Here is a 17,439-nt window from a genome sequence, read left to right as displayed (position 1 = left end):
AGGAGAAAGAGATGAGCTTAAAAATTAACGGTATCGCCATTCCAGACACCAAAATGGCGCGTGAGGCCACCCAGCTGGTACGCGACACGGAATCAGATTTACTGTTCCACCACTCCAGCCGGGTTTACTACTGGGCGGCGCTGGCCGGGCAGCGGCGTGAACTGAAGGTTGACCATGAGCTGCTGTATATCGGCTGTATGTTCCACGATATGGGGCTGACCCACGAACACTGCAGCTGCGACAGGCGTTTTGAAGTGGACGGCGCGTTTGCCGCGCAGGATTTTATGCGCCAGTACGGCGTCAACCAGGCCGATATCGACAAAGTGTGGACGGCGATTGCCCTGCATACCACGCCGGGTATTCCTGAGTTTATGGCCCCGGAAATTGCGCTGGTGACGGCGGGCGTAGAAATGGACGTGCTGGGGATTGATTACGATAAATTCAGCGACGAGCAGCGTGAGCAGGTGGTGAAACTGCACCCTCGCCCGGCGGCATTTAAAGAGGAGATTATTCAGGCGTTTTACGACGGGATTAAAAACAAACCGGCCACCACGTTTGGCAACGTGAAGGCCGATGTCATTCAGGATAAAGAACCTGGGTTCGAACCGCTGAACTTCTGCAGCATTATTCGAGCTTCCCGCTGGGCGGGCTAAGCGACGTCAGGCGGGTGGCTTAGCTGTCACCTGCCCTGTACAGAAGCGAGAGTATCAAGGCCGGTACCCGGCTGCGGATCGTGAGCAAAAGCGCCAATAACCATAAGAGAAAGGATAATTGCCAGAAAGATGTTTTTCATAACCTGTGTTAACCGCTGTGCCGCCTGATGAGAACCGCCGTTATGCTAAAAGAAAAAGGCTCAAATTGATAAAGGAAATTTTCAAAGTAACGTCAATTTTTGAATATTCCTCATATTATTCGGCCTTTTACCCTTGCATTGGTTTTGAAACAAGATATATCCACCATCTACGCGCGTACCGTCGCTATTTTATTTTGAGTTTTTAGGTGTGATTTTACGATCGCGGAGGATCGCCGCAGCGTGCTGGCACGAACTGCGGCGTTTAAGCGGAAATATCAGGCTGGTTTTATCACGCCAATCCGTATCAGCATCGCTGAAAACTCTTCGAGGCTGATGCCGTGGCGCGGATGATCGAAGCGCAAATTGAAGTTTTGCTGCAGCAGGTCATAAACCTCTTGTGCATGGGTAAAGACCGGTGCGTTTTCCCCGGCGCTATAGAGCGTATTCTTTTCGCCATTGGCCTTGTACAAACTCAGCGTCAGGCAGTGGCGGAAGTGCGAATGCGGCCACGTAGCCACGTAGTGGTTCCCGGCTTCGTAATCAGAGTCGTACTGCTGTTCGAGGCTAAAACGATACAGGTTAATCACCTTGTCAGCATCATGGAATTTCAGCAGCCAGTCGTGCTCAACTCGTTCGAAACTGTAAACGCCATGCGTCGTCTGCTGCATCTCACCTTCCACCAGGCGAACCGGTTCGGGCAGCGTTTTGCCCCCGAAACCAACGTCAGCAATCCAGTCCTGTCCATCGACGGTAACCTTCGTGAGGCGATGCGTCCTGGCGGGCATCTGCGGCGGGTTGGCCAGCAGCACGCGCGCCGCTAAGTTTTCCACCTCAAACCCAAGCCCGGCGAGGACATTTCTGAACAGGCCGTTTTGCTCAAAACACCAGCCGCCGCGCCCGGCCACAACCAGCTTTTCAAAGACGCTCTCGTCGTCGACATGGAGTGTTCTGCCGAGCAAAACGTCCAGATTCTCAAACGGAATTGCGCAGGCGTGCGCCAGATGCAGCGCACGTAGCGTTTCTACGGTGGCCTCGCGCGGCCCGTGATAGTTAATGCGGTCGAAATAAAGCCCCAGATCTAATGCCATTTTGCGGATTCCCTGCTGCGAATGAATGGCCTCACTATAAATGCGGCAGCCCGCAGGCGGATGATCGTTAGTGCTTTAAAGCATGCCGTTTCTGCCCAACACTTTATTAAGCTGCGGCAGCGCGCGAACCTGATTTGCCACGGCGGCAAGCTTGGGCGTGTGTTGGTCAAACCAGGCCTGCCGCGGCCGCCAGCGGGTCATCGCCGGCAGATACAAATCCAGCAGCGTCAGCTGTTCGCCAAAAATATAGGGGCCGGCACCGAGCTGCGTTTCAAACCACAGCCACAGCGATTCACGGTAGCGATAAAGGTTTTCGGTTAGCACCGTGGCCTCTTCTTCTACCCAGCGTTCACCGTAATCGCCGTAGGTAAAGGTGGGGTAAACGTTGGCCACAATCCAGATAAGCAAGCGATAAAACTGTTGCCGCTCCGGTGTGCCAATGGGCGGGGCATACTGCGGGTGGCGATCGAGGATCCAGAGCGCGATGGCCGCGCTTTCGGTCAGTACTTCCCCGTTGTCCAGCACAAGGGTTGGCACCTGCGCCAGCGGGTTAATCACCAGCAGCCGATCCCGCATCGGCCCGGGAGTGTCAAACCCGTCAACGTCAATGAATTTGTAAGGTTCCTCAACCAGCGTTAGCATCAATTCAGTAATGGCCGACCCAAAACTCGACACGCCATACAGTTTGTACATAAGTTTCTCCCGGCTTTCGCGTTATGTGTAGAATAGCCGCCCTACCAGCGTCTGCGAGAAGGAAGCCTGCAATGAAAGCGAAATCTGTGACACTGTACGATGTTGCCGAGTCGGCGGGCGTGTCGTATCAAACCGTTTCGCGAGTGATCAACCAGGCTTCGCATGTTTCAGCAAAAACCCGGCAAAAAGTTGAAGCCGCAATGAAAGCGCTGAACTATGTGCCGAATCGCGTGGCGCAGCAGCTGGCGGGGAAACTCAGCCAGACGCTTGGCCTGGCGACCACCACACTTTCCCTGCATGCCCCCTCACAGATCGCGGCGGCAATAAAATCCAAAGCCGGTGAGCTGCAGTTCAACGTGATGATTTCGATGGTTGAACAGCCTGGTGTGGATGCGGCCTGCGCCGCCGTGAATAGCCTGCTTGCCCAGCGCGTTGACGGGCTGATTGTGAACATTCCGCTGGAAACGGCGGAAGTGGAGACCGTACAGGCGGCCTGCGGCTATGTTCCCGTGTTGTTCCTTGATGTTTCGCCTGAAGTGAAAGCTAATCACATTGTTACCGACGCCGCATCAGGGGCTGAGCTTGCTGTGAAACATCTGGTGACGCTTGGGCATCGCCATATTGCCTTGCTGGCCGGCCCTGAAAATTCAGTCTCCGCCCGGTTGCGGCGTGAAGGCTGGCAGCGTGCTCTGGCACAGCATCAGCTTTCTCCGGTGGCTTTTATGCGTGGGGACTGGAGTTCCCTTTCGGGCTACCAGCAGGTTAGCCAGCTTTTACGCGATGAGCAGAAGCCGACGGCGATCCTTGTGGCTAACGATCAGATGGCGCTGGGCGCGCTGCGTGCCATTCACGAAGCCGGGTTCGCGGTGCCGCAGGACATTTCCGTTATTGGTTTTGATGACACCGCAGACAGCGCCTGCTTTCTTCCTCCGCTGACCACCATCCGGCAGGATTTCAGGCAACTCGGAGAAGCCAGCGTGAACGGCATAGTGACGCTAATTCATCAGGGAGGCGAATTAGCGGCGTTGCACCCTGTCAACCTCGTAGAACGCAAAACGACCGCCGCACCGGGTAGCCTGATGCAGCCCACGGCAGCACAGCTGGCCGACGAGCTTACTCGCCTCGCGCAGCAGATTTCGCGCCTGAAATAAAACCGGGGTTCTTTGTGAAGCCCATCACCGAATGCGGCGCGATGGCTTTACTCCTGAACAACTAGCGTTAAATTGTGAGCGAATAACAATTCTCTCGCAGGCGCATCACTATGACCAACATATCACCTTCACTCCATGCCACGCTGGCCCGCCGCGACTGGGAATCCCCCGGCGTGACCCAGCTTAACTCGCTGGCGGCGCATCCCCCATTTTCCAGCTGGCGTTCGCTGGAGGATGCCAGGAATGATAAGCGCTCACCATCGCGACAAGCTCTTAACGGCGAATGGATCTTCAGTTATTTCTCTCGTCCCGAAGCGGTGCCGGAGAGCTGGCTCAGCGAGGATCTTCCCAATGCTGACGCTATTCCCGTCCCGTCGAACTGGCAAATGCTGGGCTATGATGCGCCTGTTTATACCAATATTACTTACCCGATCCCGGTTAATCCCCCTTTTGTCCCGCAGGAAAACCCCACCGGCTGTTACTCGCTCACATTTAATGTGGATGAAAGCTGGCTGACGAGCGGGCAAACGAGGATTATTTTTGATGGCGTAAACTCCGCCTTTCATCTGTGGTGCAACGGTATCTGGATCGGCTACGCCCAGGACAGCCGCCTGCCCTCTGAATTTGACCTCAGCGCTGTACTAAACACCGGCCATAACCGCATTTCGGTGATGGTTCTGCGCTGGAGCGACGGCACTTACCTGGAAGATCAGGATATGTGGCGCATGAGCGGTATCTTCCGGGATGTTTCGCTGCTGCATAAGCCGGACACACGCCTCGCCGACGTGCAGCTGCAGACCGATCTTAACGACGATTTTTCACGCGGCGAGCTGCGGGCTTTAGTGAAGCTCGAGGGCCAGAACCTCAGCGCCTGCGAAGTGCTGGTACAGCTCTGGCGCGGAGAAGCGCTACTGGCAGAAAAACAGTACCCCATCGGCAGCGAAATTATTGACGAACGCGGCGCTTATCATGACCGCACTACCCTGCGCTTGCCGGTTGAACAACCGCTGCTGTGGAGCGCAGAAGTGCCAAACCTTTATCGGGCGATCGTTGTCCTGAAGCAAGGTGAAGATATTCTTGAAGCTGAAGGCTATGACGTTGGTTTCCGCAAAGTGGAGATTACCGGCGGGCTGCTGAAGCTCAACGGCAAACCGCTGCTTTTACGTGGCACCAACCGACACGAACACCATCCGGTAAACGGCCAGGTGATGGATGAAGACACCATGCGGCGTGACATTCTGTTGATGAAGCAGAATAACTTCAACGCCGTGCGCTGTTCCCATTATCCCAATCATCCGCTGTGGTACAAGCTGTGCGATTTTTACGGCCTTTATGTCGTGGATGAAGCCAATATAGAAACCCACGGCATGGTGCCGATGAATCGCCTTAGCGACAACCCGACCTGGCTGCCCGCGATGGCCGAGCGCGTGACGCGGATGGTGCAGCGCGATCGCAACCATCCGTCCATTATCATCTGGTCGCTCGGCAACGAATCCGGCCACGGCAGTAATCACGACGCGCTCTACCGCTGGATAAAATCCAACGATCCCACCCGACCAGTGCAGTATGAAGGCGGCGGCGCGGACACGGCGGCCACCGATATTATTTGCCCGATGTACGCCAGGGTCGATCAGGATCAGCCCTTCCCGCAGGTGCCGAAGTGGTCGATAAAGAAATGGCTGGGGCTGCCTGAAGAAAGCCGCCCGCTGATTCTGTGTGAGTACGCCCACGCGATGGGCAACAGCCTTGGCGGGTTCAGCAAGTACTGGGAGGCATTTCGCCAGCACCCACGGCTGCAGGGCGGTTTTGTCTGGGACTGGGTCGATCAGTCGCTGGTGAAATATGACGAAAGCGGCCAGCCCTGGGCCGCCTATGGCGGTGATTTTGGCGACAAGCCAAACGATCGGCAGTTCTGCATGAACGGTCTGGTCTTCGCCGACCGCACGCCGCATCCAGCGTTACATGAAGCGAAATATGCGCAGCAGTTCTTCCAGTTCCGCCTGCTGTCGGACAACAGACTGGAAGTGACCAGCGAATACCTGTTCCGCCAAAGCGATAACGAACGCCTGGTATGGATGCTGAAAAGCGAGGGTGAATTGCTGTCCAGCGGTGAACTGGCACTGGCTCTGGAACCAGAACAAACCTGCGTGCTTCAGCTTGTTATGCCGGAGATAAGCTGTCCTGGCGATCTCTGGCTGAATGTTGAAATCCGGCAGATAAAGGCAACCTCATGGAGCGAAGCCGGGCATTGTTGCGCTCAGGCGCAGTGGCAGTTGCCGTCAGCGTTAGCGCAGCCCACGACCCTTCCCGCCGGTTCTGCTCCGTTGATGCAAATGGACGACAGGCACGTTGATGTGTTCCACGGCGATCAGCACTGGCGTTTTGAGCGTAGAAGCGGCCTGCTCAGCCAGTGGTTTAGCCATCAACGCCCTGCGCTGCTCACGCCTTTGCAGGATAACTTCACTCGTGCGCCGCTGGATAATGACATCGGCATTAGCGAGGCCGCGCACATTGATCCTAATGCCTGGGTGGAACGCTGGAAGGCCGCAGGCATGTACGACCTGAAGACGGAATTGTTGAGTTTCGACGTGGACAGGCTGAGCAACGGCGTGTTGGTTCGCACCGTTCATCGCTGGCAGGGCAACGGTAAAACGCTGTTTATCAGCCACAAAAACTATCTCATCGACAGCCTGGGTGAGCTGCATATTACGGTGGATGTGGGCATTGCCTTCGGCACGCCAGCGCCCGCACGCATTGGTCTTTGCTGCCAGCTTGCAGATATTGAATCTGAGGTGACCTGGTCTGGCCGTGGCCCACATGAAAACTACCCCGACCGTAAAAGCTCGGCGCTGTTTGACCAATGGACGCTGCCGCTGGCCGACATGTACACGCCTTATGTTTTCCCGAGCGAAAATGGCCTGCGCTGCGACACTTCACGACTTGAATACGGCAGCCACCGCTGGCGAGGGGCGTTTCACTTCAACATCAGCCGCTACAGCCAAAAACAGCTGCGGGAAACCACGCACCGGCATTTGTTAAATGAAGAAGAAGGCTGCTGGCTGAATATCGACGGCTATCATATGGGCGTGGGTGGGGATGATTCCTGGAGTCCGAGCGTCTCGCCGGAGTTTTTGCTCTCCGGGACGCATTATCACTACGCTGTTAGCTGGCAGAAAAAGTAAGCGAAAAAGCCGCCTGTTACCCAGGCAGCCTTTCACCACGTAGAGGGAAAAACCACGCTTTTTCCCTCTTCGTCAGCAACTTTAGCGAGCCAGCCAGCCGCCGTCGACGGCAACGGTGTAGCCGTTAACGTAGTCCGACGCCGGTGAAGCCAGGAACACAACCGGCCCCATCAGGTCAGACGGAAGCCCCCAGCGCCCCGCAGGAATACGCTCCAGGATCTCGCTGCTGCGTTCCGCATCCGCTCTTAACTGCGCGGTGTTGTTGGTGGACATATAGCCCGGCGCAATCGCATTGACGTTGATGTTGTGTTTCGCCCATTCATTCGCCATCAGCCGGGTGATGCCCATGACGCCGCTTTTGGACGCCGTATAGGACGGCACGCGGATCCCGCCCTGGAATGAAAGCATCGATGCAATATTGATGATTTTGCCCCCGGTTTCCTGCTTAATAAACTGCTTCGCCACCGCCTGAGAAAGGAAGAAAACCGTTTTGACGTTCACGTTCATCACGTCGTCCCAGTCCTGTTCGGAAAACTCGAGGGCATCCTGGCGACGAATGATCCCGGCGTTGTTCACCAGAATGTCTATGCGCCCAAAAACGGCGGCGGCTTCATTAGCCACGTTTTGCAGATTCTCATAGCGGCCCAGGTCGGCGGCGATATTCACGAAACGCCGCCCCAGCGCTTCAATTTGCTGGCGGGTTTCCACCGGTTCGGCAATATTTGCGCCGATAATGTCGCAGCCCGCCTGGGCCAGGCCAACCGCCATGCCCTGCCCCAGCCCGGTGTTACAGCCGGTCACCAACGCTACTTTTCCTGTTAAAGCAAACTTTTCTAAAACCATGGTGTACTCCTTACGTGCGATAGCGAGTTAGCGAATATCTTTCATAGCGATGTGGTCCATGTCGTCGAACGTTAGGTTTTCGCCGATCATGCCCCAAATGAAGGTGTAGCGTTTGGTTCCGACGCCCGAGTGAATGGACCAGCTCGGCGAAATCACCGCCTGTTCGTTGTGCAGGACAACGTGGCGCGTTTCCTGCGGTTTGCCCATCATGTGGAACACGATGGTGTCCTCATCCATGTCGAAGTAGAAGTAGACTTCCATGCGGCGTTCATGGGTGTGGCTGGGCATCGAGTTCCAGTTGCTGCCCTCTTCAAGGCGGGTCATACCCATGCTGAGCTGGCAGGTGTCGAGGACCTCCGGCACCAGATACTTACGAATGGTGCGCTTATTACAGCTTTCCACGCTGCCCAACGGCGCTGCCACCGTATCTGCGCCTGTGATAATGCGGGTTGGGTACGTATGGTGTGCCGGGGCGCTGTTGTAATAGAGTTTGGCGGGTGTTGCGCTGTCCACGCTTGTGAACATCACTTGCTTAGCGCCTTTACCGATATACATCGCCTCTTCTTTTTCTACGCGATATTCGGTGCCATCCACGGTAATCACGGCCGCACCGCCGATATTAATCAGCCCCAGCTCGCGGCGTTCTAGGAAATAGTTCACGCCGAACTGTTTGCCCACTTCTTCGCCAATAGAAACGCTTTTATTCACCGGCATAATGCCGCCAATCACGATGCGATCAATATGGCTGTAAACCATCGTGTATTTATCGGCTTCGAAAATCTTTTCAACTAAAAACTCTTTTCTAATTCCAGCGGTGTCCAGCGTTTTAGCGTGATCGCTGTGAATACTTTGTCTGATATCCATATTTAATTCCTTAGTTAACGTCAATTTTAATGCGAGTGGGCCCCTGGCGTAATTGATGCCATTAGAGTATTTATTAATTAAATGTGTTTTTAAGCGGTATTAACGCACCCGTTATTTCGCGATAATCACCTCTTGTTCCAGCTTTTCTTTTTTAACCTGTTTAGCCCAAAGCGCGGTAATAATCGGCACCACTACGGAAGTCACGATCACGCTGGTTGCTACCAGAGCCGTGGCCGCAGGAGCCGCTGGCGCAAACTCGGGCACCATCTGCGCTATCAATACCGGTGTGGCCACCGCCGCACCAGCCGTGCTGGACGCCGCCACGCCTGCGGTACCGTCGCCACCCCCGAGGAACTTATCCGCAAGGATTAAAGGAATGCCGGTGATGATAATCACCGCAAAGCCCAGGAATATCCCGGCAAAACCCGTTTCGATAATCACCTGTAGTTTGATGGTGTTACCGAGTGCAAAGGCAAAGAACGGGATCAGCGTTTGTACCGCCCCGCCGAACATTTTCCGCAGATCTGGATCAAGGTTACCGAGTACAAAGCCCACCAGGAACGGCAGCACCGCCCCGACAAACAGCTGCGGCTCGAAAGAGGCAATCCCCGCGGTGCCCAGCACAACCATCGTCATCAGCGGCCCTGACTCCAGCGACATCAGCACAAACGCCCCTGACTCTTCTTTAGAACCGTACTGATTCATCAGCGCGGCATACAGCCCACCGTTTGTCATGTCCATCGCTGCAACCAGCGCCAGCGTTGAGATCCCGGCAAAAATCCCGGCCTCAACGCCGTTCAGCGGCAGAAACGACCCGACGGCCATCGCCACAACCCATGCAGTGGCTATTTTGGTTACCACCAGGACACCAGACTTTTTCAACATAGTACCCGTGGCTTTAAGCTCAATGGATGCCCCCATACAAAAGAACCAGACGGCAAGTATCGGTACCGTCCCGGTAATTAGCCCGTTGGTAAATGAGCCAAGATATTTACCGGTGCCGGGAGCAAATGTATTACACAGGGCACCTAAAAATAGCGGCACAAGCATTAATCCCCCGGGGATTTTGTCTATTGCCTTCTTGATTTGCATGTTTGTTTCCTCAGTAAAAGATAAAAGAAATTAACCATTTTATTGAAAAACCCCAAAAGTAAACCTCCGTGAATAATTCACGGATAATTTACGACTTAATTAATACAGACTAGCTACTGACTTACGGCCCTGGACTTCATACCAAAATTAACTGCATTTGATATTCGCTCGGTGGTCGCCAGTAAATGGCTTAAATACTCTTCCTTTTTGCCATTGGTAAATTGAGAAACCATTCCCGTCAGGCCAATGGCACAAAGTACGTCACCTTTGGTGTCAAATACCGGGGCGGAAATACAGCGAATTTCATTAATGTTCTCGCCGTCATCGTAGGCCCAGCCCTGCTGCCTCACTAAGGCAAGATGCTCAATAAAGCGCTGCTTATCGGTGATGGTAGTTTCCGTTTTTTTCACGAAAGTAGCCTTCGCCAGAATCTGCTCAACCTGTTCTGTCTGACGCCAGGCCAGCAGAATTTTCCCTAATGACGTACTGTGTAGCCGAATGCGCTTCCCTTCCCAGGACGTCAATATAATCGCCTGTGGCGACTGAATTTTGCTGAGGAAAAATGCTTCATCACCTTCCATAATGCCCTGATGGCAGGTCAACCCGGTGAGTTCAACCAGCTCGTGCAGGTACGGAATAGCTTCCAGGCGAATATCCAGCCCGCTGGCCGCCAGGCCACCCAGCTCAAACAGGTGCAGCCCGAGCGCGTAACGCCCGTCAACGCGAAGACGCAGCATTTGCGTGGCGCACAGCACCTCCAGCAAATGGTGCGTGCTGCTTTTTGGGATCGCCAGTTGGGTGCTGATTTCGCTAAAACTGGCGCTACCTTTCTCCGCAATAAAATCAAGAATAGCCACCAGCCTGACGGCTGCGGGGGCTTTGCTCTCTTTTAGGCTCTCTGGAATACGCATGTTTATTTCCGCTTTGATTATTTGTTTTATATATAGAATGCTCGTTTGTTTTATATATCGAACTTATTTTACTGCGAATTAATTCGTCGTTTTGTTTCATATATAGAACAGTGCAACTCATATGTGAAACAATATACGGAAATTAGCCTAAAAAACGTTAAGGGAAGCAACTTATTATCCTGCCAGGTTATTTATAATTTAAATGCGTGAAGTAGATCACATTTCCATATTTCACTAATATCTTTATTTTTTAATGGTGGCTATTTAATAAAAAAGACGTTCCCGCCCGTATTGAATAAAGGATGTTATATGATTGTTGGAAACATTAATGAGCTAGGTTTAAATCCGTGGCTGCCATCGAAAATAATCGAGGCCCTGGATTATGTTTTGAAGAATATCAATGCCGATTCTCCGACGGGGAAATACGCGGTTGCAGGCGAGAGTGTGTGGGCTTTAGTCATTGAGGGTAATACGCGATCCGCCTGGGATGCGCTCCCGGAGTATCATGAAAGATATCTGGACGTTCAGCTTGTGCTAAGTGGGCAAGAAGGTATGGCTTTTAGCCTGAAGCCACTACATACGGAAATGATGGAGGATAAGCTGGCAAAAAGTGATATTGCTTTTATTAAAACGCCGGATGATGAAAGGATTATTAACCTGAATGTCGGGGACTTTGTTATTTTTTATCCCGGTGAAGTTCATAAGCCACTTTGCATGATTAATGGCAATGCCGCCCCAGTCAAAAAAGCGGTCATTAAAATAGCGAAGGATTATTTGTAATACGCCCCCGGGCATCTTATTTAATATTATGCCCGGGATAATAAAACTACCGTGTCAGGCTAAAGCTTTCGTCGATAAGCCCCAGAATGAATTCATCCGGCACCTTGTCAATTAACACCGTTACCCAATGCTCTTTGTTCATATGGTAAGCGGGTAAAATACCGGGCTGCATTCTCAGCGAACCAACGGCGCCAGGCATGACTTTCACGTTGAGGATATCAACCACCTCATCGCTTTCCAGCCCCAGTTTTGCGGCGGAAATACTCAGCACCACGCCAAACCATTTACGCTTATAGCGATGCCGGAGCACGGCGTAATCCTTAAATTTATCCCACGGGTAGTCCGGCTCAACCTGGTACTTGTCAAACACCGCCGCGAACAGCGCTTCTCGTTTCATCGTTTTTCCTTAACCGCGTGCCCCGGAAAACTTATCCGGGCTCGCGGCTAGTATAACTACAATTATTCGTTAGCGGATGTTCGGATTCACTTTGGGAGAGAGCACTTTCTTGTCCGGGCTTATCACCAGCCAGACGGAGAAACAGACAATCGCCGCGCCGATAATAAATACTTCGCTGATGGTTTCATGCAAAATGAGGTATCCCCACAGCACGCCAAACGGCGGAATTAAAAAGGTCACCGTCAGGCTGCGTAATGGCCCGATATCGGCGATTAAACGGAAGTAAAAAATATAGGCCACGGCGGTGCAGAGAATACCTAATCCCAACACGCTGAACCAGACATTGCCTTGTAACCAGTTTATGGAAGGACCGGTCGCCACGCTCCAGGCAAAGAACGGCAGCAGGAAAAGCACGGCACCAATTTGGCTGCCAAATGCGACGATTTTAGGGTTAAGCCCGCCCTTGTTGGAGATCCAGCGGCGGGTTAAAAAGCCCGCCACGCCGTAGCAGCTCGTGGCGACCAAACAGGCAATAATCCCGGCGATTTTATCCTCGTTTGACTGTGCGTCACCGACCGAGGTAATCACCATAATCCCCACCAGGCCCAGCACTACCCCCAGCCATTTTCGTGCCGTTAATTTTTCACCAAAAAAAGAAAAACCAATAATGGCGCCCATTAGCGGCGTGGTCGCGTTTAAAATAGCGGAGTATCCGGCCGGTAGCCATTTTGCGGCCAGACAATACATAAAGAAAGGCAGCCCGGAGTTAATCGCGCCTAAAATAAGCGCCGAACGGAATTTACCCTCAAAGCGAAAAGAAGATCTAAGGGTGACAAGAATCACCGCCAGCCCGACAAAACCAAAAAACACCCTCAAAAAAGCTGTGTTTACCGCCCCAAACTCGGGCGTGGCTATTTTCATAAAAAGGAAGCTGGCTCCCCATACTGCGGCAAGAAATAACAGCCTGATATAATCTGACACACGCATGCCTTCACCCTTCCCCATAAAATAAGCGCTCGTTTATCATTTTGTTCGTTTAAACACGCTAAACCAGCAAGACTTTAAACGAGCGCCGGAGAAAGAAAAACCGTTTTCTGTTTGAGGAGAATTAGTTAGCAAGATTTAGGGGAAAGTAGACGACCCGCCAAACTCGAGATAAATTTTTGCCAGATTCTGGAACTGATTAAAGCGGTTTTCATCCAGCAACAGTTCTGCCTGGCGGCGTTTTTCCTGGGCATCGAGCCAGAATGAAATACGTGCCGCGCCTTGACGGTAGCGCACTTCATTTAAGCGCTCTGACTTACGCGCAAGCTCAAGCCCCTCCCGGAGCCTTATTTCCTGCTCCAGCAATTGACTGCGCAGGGAGAGTTCGTCTTCAATGCTGCTCATGGCTTTATAAAGCGACTGTTTAAACGCCAGCACCCGCTGCTCGTAATCGTTACGGGCGATTTTCACCTCCACGCCCCGCTGCCGCCAGTCCAGGAACGGCAGCGTCAGACTTGCGCCCACGGAAGCGATGGGATTATGCAGCACGTTCAGCAGCGTGCTGCTGCCGGAACCCAGCGACCCCGTCAGGGTGAACGCGGGATAGTATTCGGTACGCCGTATATCAACGTTGGCCAGGGCTTCATGTACCCGCCACTCTTGCGCACTGATATCAGGTCGGTGTCTCAGTACGCTGGCAGGAATATTCGCGTTAACTTGCGGCAGAGGGCCGTTGGGCAGTTTTGTTGGCTCAACCACTGAGCTGCCCGGAGCGGTCCCCAGCAATACGGCCTGCTGGTTCAGCACCTGCAGACGATCTCGCTGCAGCCCGGTAAGTCGGTTTTCCTGCGCGAGCAAACTTTGCTGCGCGTCCACGACATCCAGCGCGGAAGCACCGCCTGCACGATAGCGAGACTCGGCCAGACGCAGCGTCTCTCTTGAATAGCCAATGCTCTGCTGGAGGACGGCAATCTGCTGGTTCACAAAGCCAATGCGCCAGTAATTATTGCTGGCCTCGGAAAGCAGCGTCAGGCGTGCGGCGCGTAAATCTTCTTCGCTGGCATGACTTGCCCACTCCGCCGCATCGCGCTGGCGGGCTATTTTGCCCCAGAGATCCAGCTCATAGCTGGTGCTGAGGCTGGCGCTACTGCCTTTTGTCCAGCCGGACGAGTTATTGAGCTGATTTTTCCCGTCTACACCCAATGAACCTTTCAACCCGGGATCGTTGGTGATACCGACTCTTTCCGCGTCGAGTCGCGCCCGGTATACCCGAAGCACGGCAATAGCGACATCGTTATTGCTTGCCATGACCTGGCGCAGCCAGTTATCGAGATGGGGATCGTTAAACGCTTGCCAGTCAAACGGCGCCAGGTCGTGGGTAGCATCGCTCTTGTCCCAGCTGACGGGATAGCGTACTTCCGGCGCGTGATAGTCGCTTTTCAGCGTATTAGCGCAGCCTGCGCTGAGCGCGGCGGCGAGGCACAAAGCCAAAGGTGATAAAATTTTCATAGGTTACTCGCTGGCCAGTGAAACGACCGGGTCCATCCTTGCCGCTTTGCGGGCGGGGAGATAACCGAAGATCATGCCGATTAATGTTGAGCAGAAAAACGCGACTGCTGCGGCCTGCCACGAATAAATCGCCGTGAACATCCCGCCTGCCAGGGCGGTAAATAGCGCACCAGCGGCATACGACAGGGCAATACCCAGCGCACCGCCAATCAGGCAAACCAGCACGGCTTCAATCATAAACTGCTGCATAATGTCGCTTCGCCGCGCCCCTACCGCCATGCGCACGCCGATTTCATGGGTTCGTTCGGTGACCGACACCAGCATGATATTCATCACGCCGAGACTGCCGATCATCAGCGAGATACAGGCGACCATCAGAATTAAAATGCTGAAGGTCATCGAAGTGCGTTCGATAGATTTTCTGATCTGCTCGAAGTTATAAAGCTGGAAGTCTTTAACGCCGTGGCGCTGGGTCAATAGCTGCGAGATGGCGCTCACCGCAGCTTCGTTAGCCACGTTGTCTTTTAGCCGGACACTGATGCTGGTCAGCACCGTTTTACCGACCATGCGGTACATCACCGTGCTGTAGGGCATCCATACGGTGATACGGTTGGGTGCATAGCTGCGATTGTTGCTTTGGGCGATACCCACCACGCGTGCCGGAACGGAGCCCAGGAAAACAATTTGCCCCAGCGCCTGTAGCCCGGCTTCATCAAACAGCGCCTTACGGGCGTTCTCATCGATAATCACTTCCTGCAGGGCGTTACGGTCATCCCTGAAGGTTGTCCCTTGCAAAAGCTGAATGCCGTTAACGCGGAAGTGATCTCGCCCGACGCCGTTGATCGACGCGGTTGCGGATTTACCGAGAAAACGAATATTGTCTGAGGCGCTAACCTCCGGGCTTACGCTGTCGACGAAACCCTGCTTTGCCAGCGCCTCCGCGTCTGCTGGCACCAGCGTCCGAATGCCTTCGATACCGTCATCAAAAAAGTCCCGGCCCGGATAAATGCTGACGACGTTGGTCCCCAGATCCTTAATATTCTCCAGCGTTTTCTGCTTCGCGCCCTCGCCCAACGCCACAACGGTGACAACGGCGGCAATACCGAAAATTATCCCTGTCATGGTCAACGTGGTGCGTAAGCGATGCGCATTCATCGCTTTGATCGCCATTTGTAGCGATTCTCGCGTGCGGTCGAGCAGACTTTGCCAGCGGCTTTGGCGGGTGCGATTAGGCGGCGGCAGCGTTTGTGTGGCCGTTACGTGGCTGCCGCTGTCGGCGATGATTTCGCCGTCCCGCAGTTCGATAATGCGCTGAGCGTGCTGGGCCACTTTCATGTCGTGGGTCACCATCACGACCGTATGACCACGCTGGTTAAGTTCGCTCAGGATGGCTAACACCTCCTGACCTGACTGAGAGTCCAGCGCGCCGGTCGGCTCATCGGCAAGAATAATTTCCCCGCCATTGATCAACGAGCGGGCAATACTGACGCGCTGCTGCTGGCCGCCAGAAAGCTCGCCGGGCTTATGGTGCTCACGCCCTTCCAGCCCGAGCCTGCCAAGCAGTGCGGCGGCACGCAGGCGACGCTTGTCACGCTCACTGTTGGCGTAAATAGCCGGGATCTCAACGTTGCCTAGGGCGCTAAGGTCAGGCATCAGGTGGTAGCGCTGGAAAATAAAACCGATATGCTCTCGCCGCACTCGAGCCAGTTCATCCGGCGAAAGCTGGGCGGCATTTTGCCCGCCGATGTAGTAATCGCCGCTGTCAGGTACATCGAGGCAGCCCATAATGTTCATCAAGGTCGACTTACCCGATCCTGATGCACCGATGATCGCCACCATTTCCCCGGCAGCTATGGTCAGATCGATATTTTTCAGCACGGTTAGCGCCTGCCCGCCGTTGCCGTAGGTCCGGCTAATGCCCTTTAACTCGATGATGTTACTCACAGGACAAACCCTTCCCCTGGTGCTTTCTCACCAGGCTGTGACAGCACGACATTTTCCCCGACTTTTACGCCCTCGAGGATCTGAATATCGACGCTGTTGGTGATCCCTGTTTTCACCTCCCGAGCCTCCAGCTTGCCGTCAGCCCGCAGCACCTGTACTTCCTGTTTATTTCCTTCGGCTTTATGCACGGCCTGAATCGGGACCAGCAGCGTGTCTTTGGCCTCTCCGGCCAGCAGCGTGACCTGAGCCGTCATCGCAATACGGAGGCGATTTTCCGGATTCGGCACGTCGAGCAGCGCGTTGTAATAGACGGACGCATTGGACGTGCCAGAGCCAGATGCCGTGCTGCTGCCAGCAAGAGAGTCATCTTTCATCACCGACTCCGGCGCCAGTTCAACGGTGCGCAGTGTCGCGTCATAATGTTTGTCCGGCTCAGAGAAAATAGTGAAACGGGCTTTTTGCCCTGCTGAAATGCGGGTGATATCGGCTTCAGAAATCTGAGCCTTGATGGTCATGACGTCGAGACGAGCCAGCTTGATGATGGTCGGCGCACTTTGGCTGGAGTTCACGGTCTGCCCTTGCTGCGTGACAACGGCGATAACAATCCCGTCCATCGGTGCCACGACTCGCGTATAGCCAAGATCGACTTTTTTCTTATCCACTTCAATCTGCGCCTGAACAAGTTTGGCATTCAGAGACAGCAATTCTGCCCGAGTAGTGGCAAGCGTAGCTTCTGCAGACTCAAAATCTTCGCGCGAGCTGGCATCTTCGCTCAGCATCTGGCGCTGGCGTTTGAACCGTAGCTCAGATTGTTTCAGGAGCGCTTGCTTAGCCTGCAGATCGGCTTTGACTACATTGAGCGCGGCTTCGGCGTTACGCAGTTCGTTACGCTGCGGCACATCATCAATGTCGGCGATGGACTGCCCTTTGGTGACATGATCTCCCAGCTTCACTTTGAGCGACTTGACCTGGCCTGAAACCTGCGCCCCGACGTTAACACGCTCGATAGCATCGATTCGCCCGGTAGCCAGGACAGAGTTTTCGATATCGCCCTTGCGTACAGGAGCAGTCACATAATCAGGTGTATCCGGGCTTCTGAGGAAGAAGAACAGAGCGATAGTCAGGAGGATGATCAGCGCCACGGCCAGGGCAATGGCACGGCGAGAAAAGTGTTTCAATAGCATTGGGCAGGTTTTCCATAACAATAA

15 protein-coding genes are annotated in these 17,439 nt (G+C 53.9%); 4 read left to right on the top strand and 11 right to left on the bottom strand.

Annotation, left to right across the window (positions count from 1 at the left end; genetic code table 11):
• Positions 1-11 precede the first annotated feature (11 nt).
• Positions 12-653 (top strand): HD domain-containing protein, encoded by a 642-nt coding sequence (locus LH23_RS16660; protein WP_039293517.1) that lies wholly within the window; start codon positions 12-14, stop codon positions 651-653.
• A gap of 415 nt (positions 654-1,068) precedes the next feature.
• Here the strand turns inward: LH23_RS16660 and LH23_RS16655 are convergent, their stop codons facing one another.
• Positions 1,069-1,881, bottom strand: coding sequence for an arylamine N-acetyltransferase family protein (locus LH23_RS16655; protein WP_039293514.1), 813 nt, complete (start codon positions 1,879-1,881; stop codon positions 1,069-1,071).
• 75 nt (positions 1,882-1,956) lie between these two features.
• Positions 1,957-2,574 carry a glutathione S-transferase family protein gene (locus LH23_RS16650; RefSeq protein WP_039293511.1) on the bottom strand — a complete coding sequence of 206 codons (618 nt, stop codon included), beginning with the start codon at positions 2,572-2,574 and terminating at the stop codon, positions 1,957-1,959.
• A 71-nt stretch (positions 2,575-2,645) separates the two neighbouring features.
• Here LH23_RS16650 and LH23_RS16645 point away from each other — a divergent pair, with 71 nt between their 5' ends.
• Together LH23_RS16645 and LH23_RS16640 are read left to right on the top strand one after the other, a co-directional pair.
• Complete coding sequence (locus LH23_RS16645) at positions 2,646-3,725, top strand: LacI family DNA-binding transcriptional regulator (RefSeq protein ID WP_039293510.1); 1,080 nt, start codon at positions 2,646-2,648, stop codon at positions 3,723-3,725.
• Positions 3,726-3,835: 110 nt separating this feature from the next.
• On the top strand, positions 3,836-6,907 hold the full coding sequence (locus LH23_RS16640; RefSeq protein WP_039293507.1) for a beta-galactosidase: 3,072 nt from the start codon (positions 3,836-3,838) through the stop codon (positions 6,905-6,907).
• An 81-nt stretch (positions 6,908-6,988) separates the two neighbouring features.
• Here the strand turns inward: LH23_RS16640 and kduD are convergent, their stop codons facing one another.
• The 4 genes from kduD to LH23_RS16620 all read right to left on the bottom strand — a co-directional run bounded on the left by kduD (position 6,989) and on the right by LH23_RS16620 (position 10,617).
• Positions 6,989-7,750, bottom strand: a complete 762-nt coding sequence (gene kduD / locus LH23_RS16635; protein WP_039293504.1) for a 2-dehydro-3-deoxy-D-gluconate 5-dehydrogenase KduD — start codon at positions 7,748-7,750, stop codon at positions 6,989-6,991.
• Positions 7,751-7,777: 27 nt separating this feature from the next.
• Positions 7,778-8,614, bottom strand: coding sequence for a 5-dehydro-4-deoxy-D-glucuronate isomerase (kduI, locus tag LH23_RS16630; RefSeq protein ID WP_039293501.1), 837 nt, complete (start codon positions 8,612-8,614; stop codon positions 7,778-7,780).
• 111 nt (positions 8,615-8,725) lie between these two features.
• Positions 8,726-9,706 carry a 2-keto-3-deoxygluconate transporter gene (gene kdgT / locus LH23_RS16625; RefSeq protein WP_039293498.1) on the bottom strand — a complete coding sequence of 327 codons (981 nt, stop codon included), beginning with the start codon at positions 9,704-9,706 and terminating at the stop codon, positions 8,726-8,728.
• 113 nt (positions 9,707-9,819) lie between these two features.
• Positions 9,820-10,617, bottom strand: coding sequence for an IclR family transcriptional regulator (locus LH23_RS16620; protein WP_039293496.1), 798 nt, complete (start codon positions 10,615-10,617; stop codon positions 9,820-9,822).
• 309 nt (positions 10,618-10,926) lie between these two features.
• Between LH23_RS16620 and LH23_RS16615 the strand changes: the two genes are divergently transcribed.
• Entirely contained in the window at positions 10,927-11,397 is a 471-nt protein-coding gene (locus LH23_RS16615; protein WP_039293493.1) for a YhcH/YjgK/YiaL family protein, read from the top strand.
• Between the two features lie 46 nt (positions 11,398-11,443).
• Here the strand turns inward: LH23_RS16615 and LH23_RS16610 are convergent, their stop codons facing one another.
• The 5 genes from LH23_RS16610 to LH23_RS16590 all read right to left on the bottom strand — a co-directional run bounded on the left by LH23_RS16610 (position 11,444) and on the right by LH23_RS16590 (position 17,415).
• Complete coding sequence (locus LH23_RS16610) at positions 11,444-11,794, bottom strand: MmcQ/YjbR family DNA-binding protein (RefSeq protein WP_039293490.1); 351 nt, start codon at positions 11,792-11,794, stop codon at positions 11,444-11,446.
• 69 nt (positions 11,795-11,863) lie between these two features.
• The gene (locus tag LH23_RS16605) at positions 11,864-12,781 is read right to left on the bottom strand and encodes a DMT family transporter (RefSeq protein WP_039293487.1); all 918 of its coding nucleotides are present in this window, start codon (positions 12,779-12,781) and stop codon (positions 11,864-11,866) included.
• A gap of 135 nt (positions 12,782-12,916) precedes the next feature.
• On the bottom strand, positions 12,917-14,287 hold the full coding sequence (locus tag LH23_RS16600) for an efflux transporter outer membrane subunit (RefSeq protein ID WP_039293486.1): 1,371 nt from the start codon (positions 14,285-14,287) through the stop codon (positions 12,917-12,919).
• Between the two features lie 3 nt (positions 14,288-14,290).
• On the bottom strand, positions 14,291-16,231 hold the full coding sequence (locus LH23_RS16595; protein ID WP_039293484.1) for a MacB family efflux pump subunit: 1,941 nt from the start codon (positions 16,229-16,231) through the stop codon (positions 14,291-14,293).
• On the bottom strand, positions 16,228-17,415 hold the full coding sequence (locus LH23_RS16590) for an efflux RND transporter periplasmic adaptor subunit (protein WP_039293477.1): 1,188 nt from the start codon (positions 17,413-17,415) through the stop codon (positions 16,228-16,230). Before LH23_RS16590 ends, LH23_RS16595 begins: the two co-directional genes overlap by 4 nt.
• Positions 17,416-17,439 lie beyond the last annotated feature (24 nt).

The sequence above is a fragment of the Cedecea neteri genome (assembly GCF_000758305.1).
In the GTDB taxonomy this organism is placed as follows: Bacteria; Pseudomonadota; Gammaproteobacteria; order Enterobacterales; family Enterobacteriaceae; genus Cedecea; species Cedecea neteri_C.
Note: the sequence above shows the minus strand (reverse complement) of the source record. Positions and strands in the feature narration are given on the sequence as shown.

Bases quoted from the DNA above. Each gene is read 5' to 3' on its own strand.
- LH23_RS16660 (WP_039293517.1), top strand. From the start codon at position 12: ATGAGCTTAAAAATTAACGGTATCGCCATTCCAGACACCAAAATGGCG.
- LH23_RS16655 (WP_039293514.1), bottom strand. From the start codon at position 1,881: ATGGCATTAGATCTGGGGCTTTATTTCGACCGCATTAACTATCACGGG.
- LH23_RS16650 (WP_039293511.1), bottom strand. From the start codon at position 2,574: ATGTACAAACTGTATGGCGTGTCGAGTTTTGGGTCGGCCATTACTGAA.
- LH23_RS16645 (WP_039293510.1), top strand. From the start codon at position 2,646: ATGAAAGCGAAATCTGTGACACTGTACGATGTTGCCGAGTCGGCGGGC.
- LH23_RS16640 (WP_039293507.1), top strand. From the start codon at position 3,836: ATGACCAACATATCACCTTCACTCCATGCCACGCTGGCCCGCCGCGAC.
- kduD (WP_039293504.1), bottom strand. From the start codon at position 7,750: ATGGTTTTAGAAAAGTTTGCTTTAACAGGAAAAGTAGCGTTGGTGACC.
- kduI (WP_039293501.1), bottom strand. From the start codon at position 8,614: ATGGATATCAGACAAAGTATTCACAGCGATCACGCTAAAACGCTGGAC.
- kdgT (WP_039293498.1), bottom strand. From the start codon at position 9,706: ATGCAAATCAAGAAGGCAATAGACAAAATCCCCGGGGGATTAATGCTT.
- LH23_RS16620 (WP_039293496.1), bottom strand. From the start codon at position 10,617: ATGCGTATTCCAGAGAGCCTAAAAGAGAGCAAAGCCCCCGCAGCCGTC.
- LH23_RS16615 (WP_039293493.1), top strand. From the start codon at position 10,927: ATGATTGTTGGAAACATTAATGAGCTAGGTTTAAATCCGTGGCTGCCA.
- LH23_RS16610 (WP_039293490.1), bottom strand. From the start codon at position 11,794: ATGAAACGAGAAGCGCTGTTCGCGGCGGTGTTTGACAAGTACCAGGTT.
- LH23_RS16605 (WP_039293487.1), bottom strand. From the start codon at position 12,781: ATGCGTGTGTCAGATTATATCAGGCTGTTATTTCTTGCCGCAGTATGG.
- LH23_RS16600 (WP_039293486.1), bottom strand. From the start codon at position 14,287: ATGAAAATTTTATCACCTTTGGCTTTGTGCCTCGCCGCCGCGCTCAGC.
- LH23_RS16590 (WP_039293477.1), bottom strand. From the start codon at position 17,415: ATGCTATTGAAACACTTTTCTCGCCGTGCCATTGCCCTGGCCGTGGCG.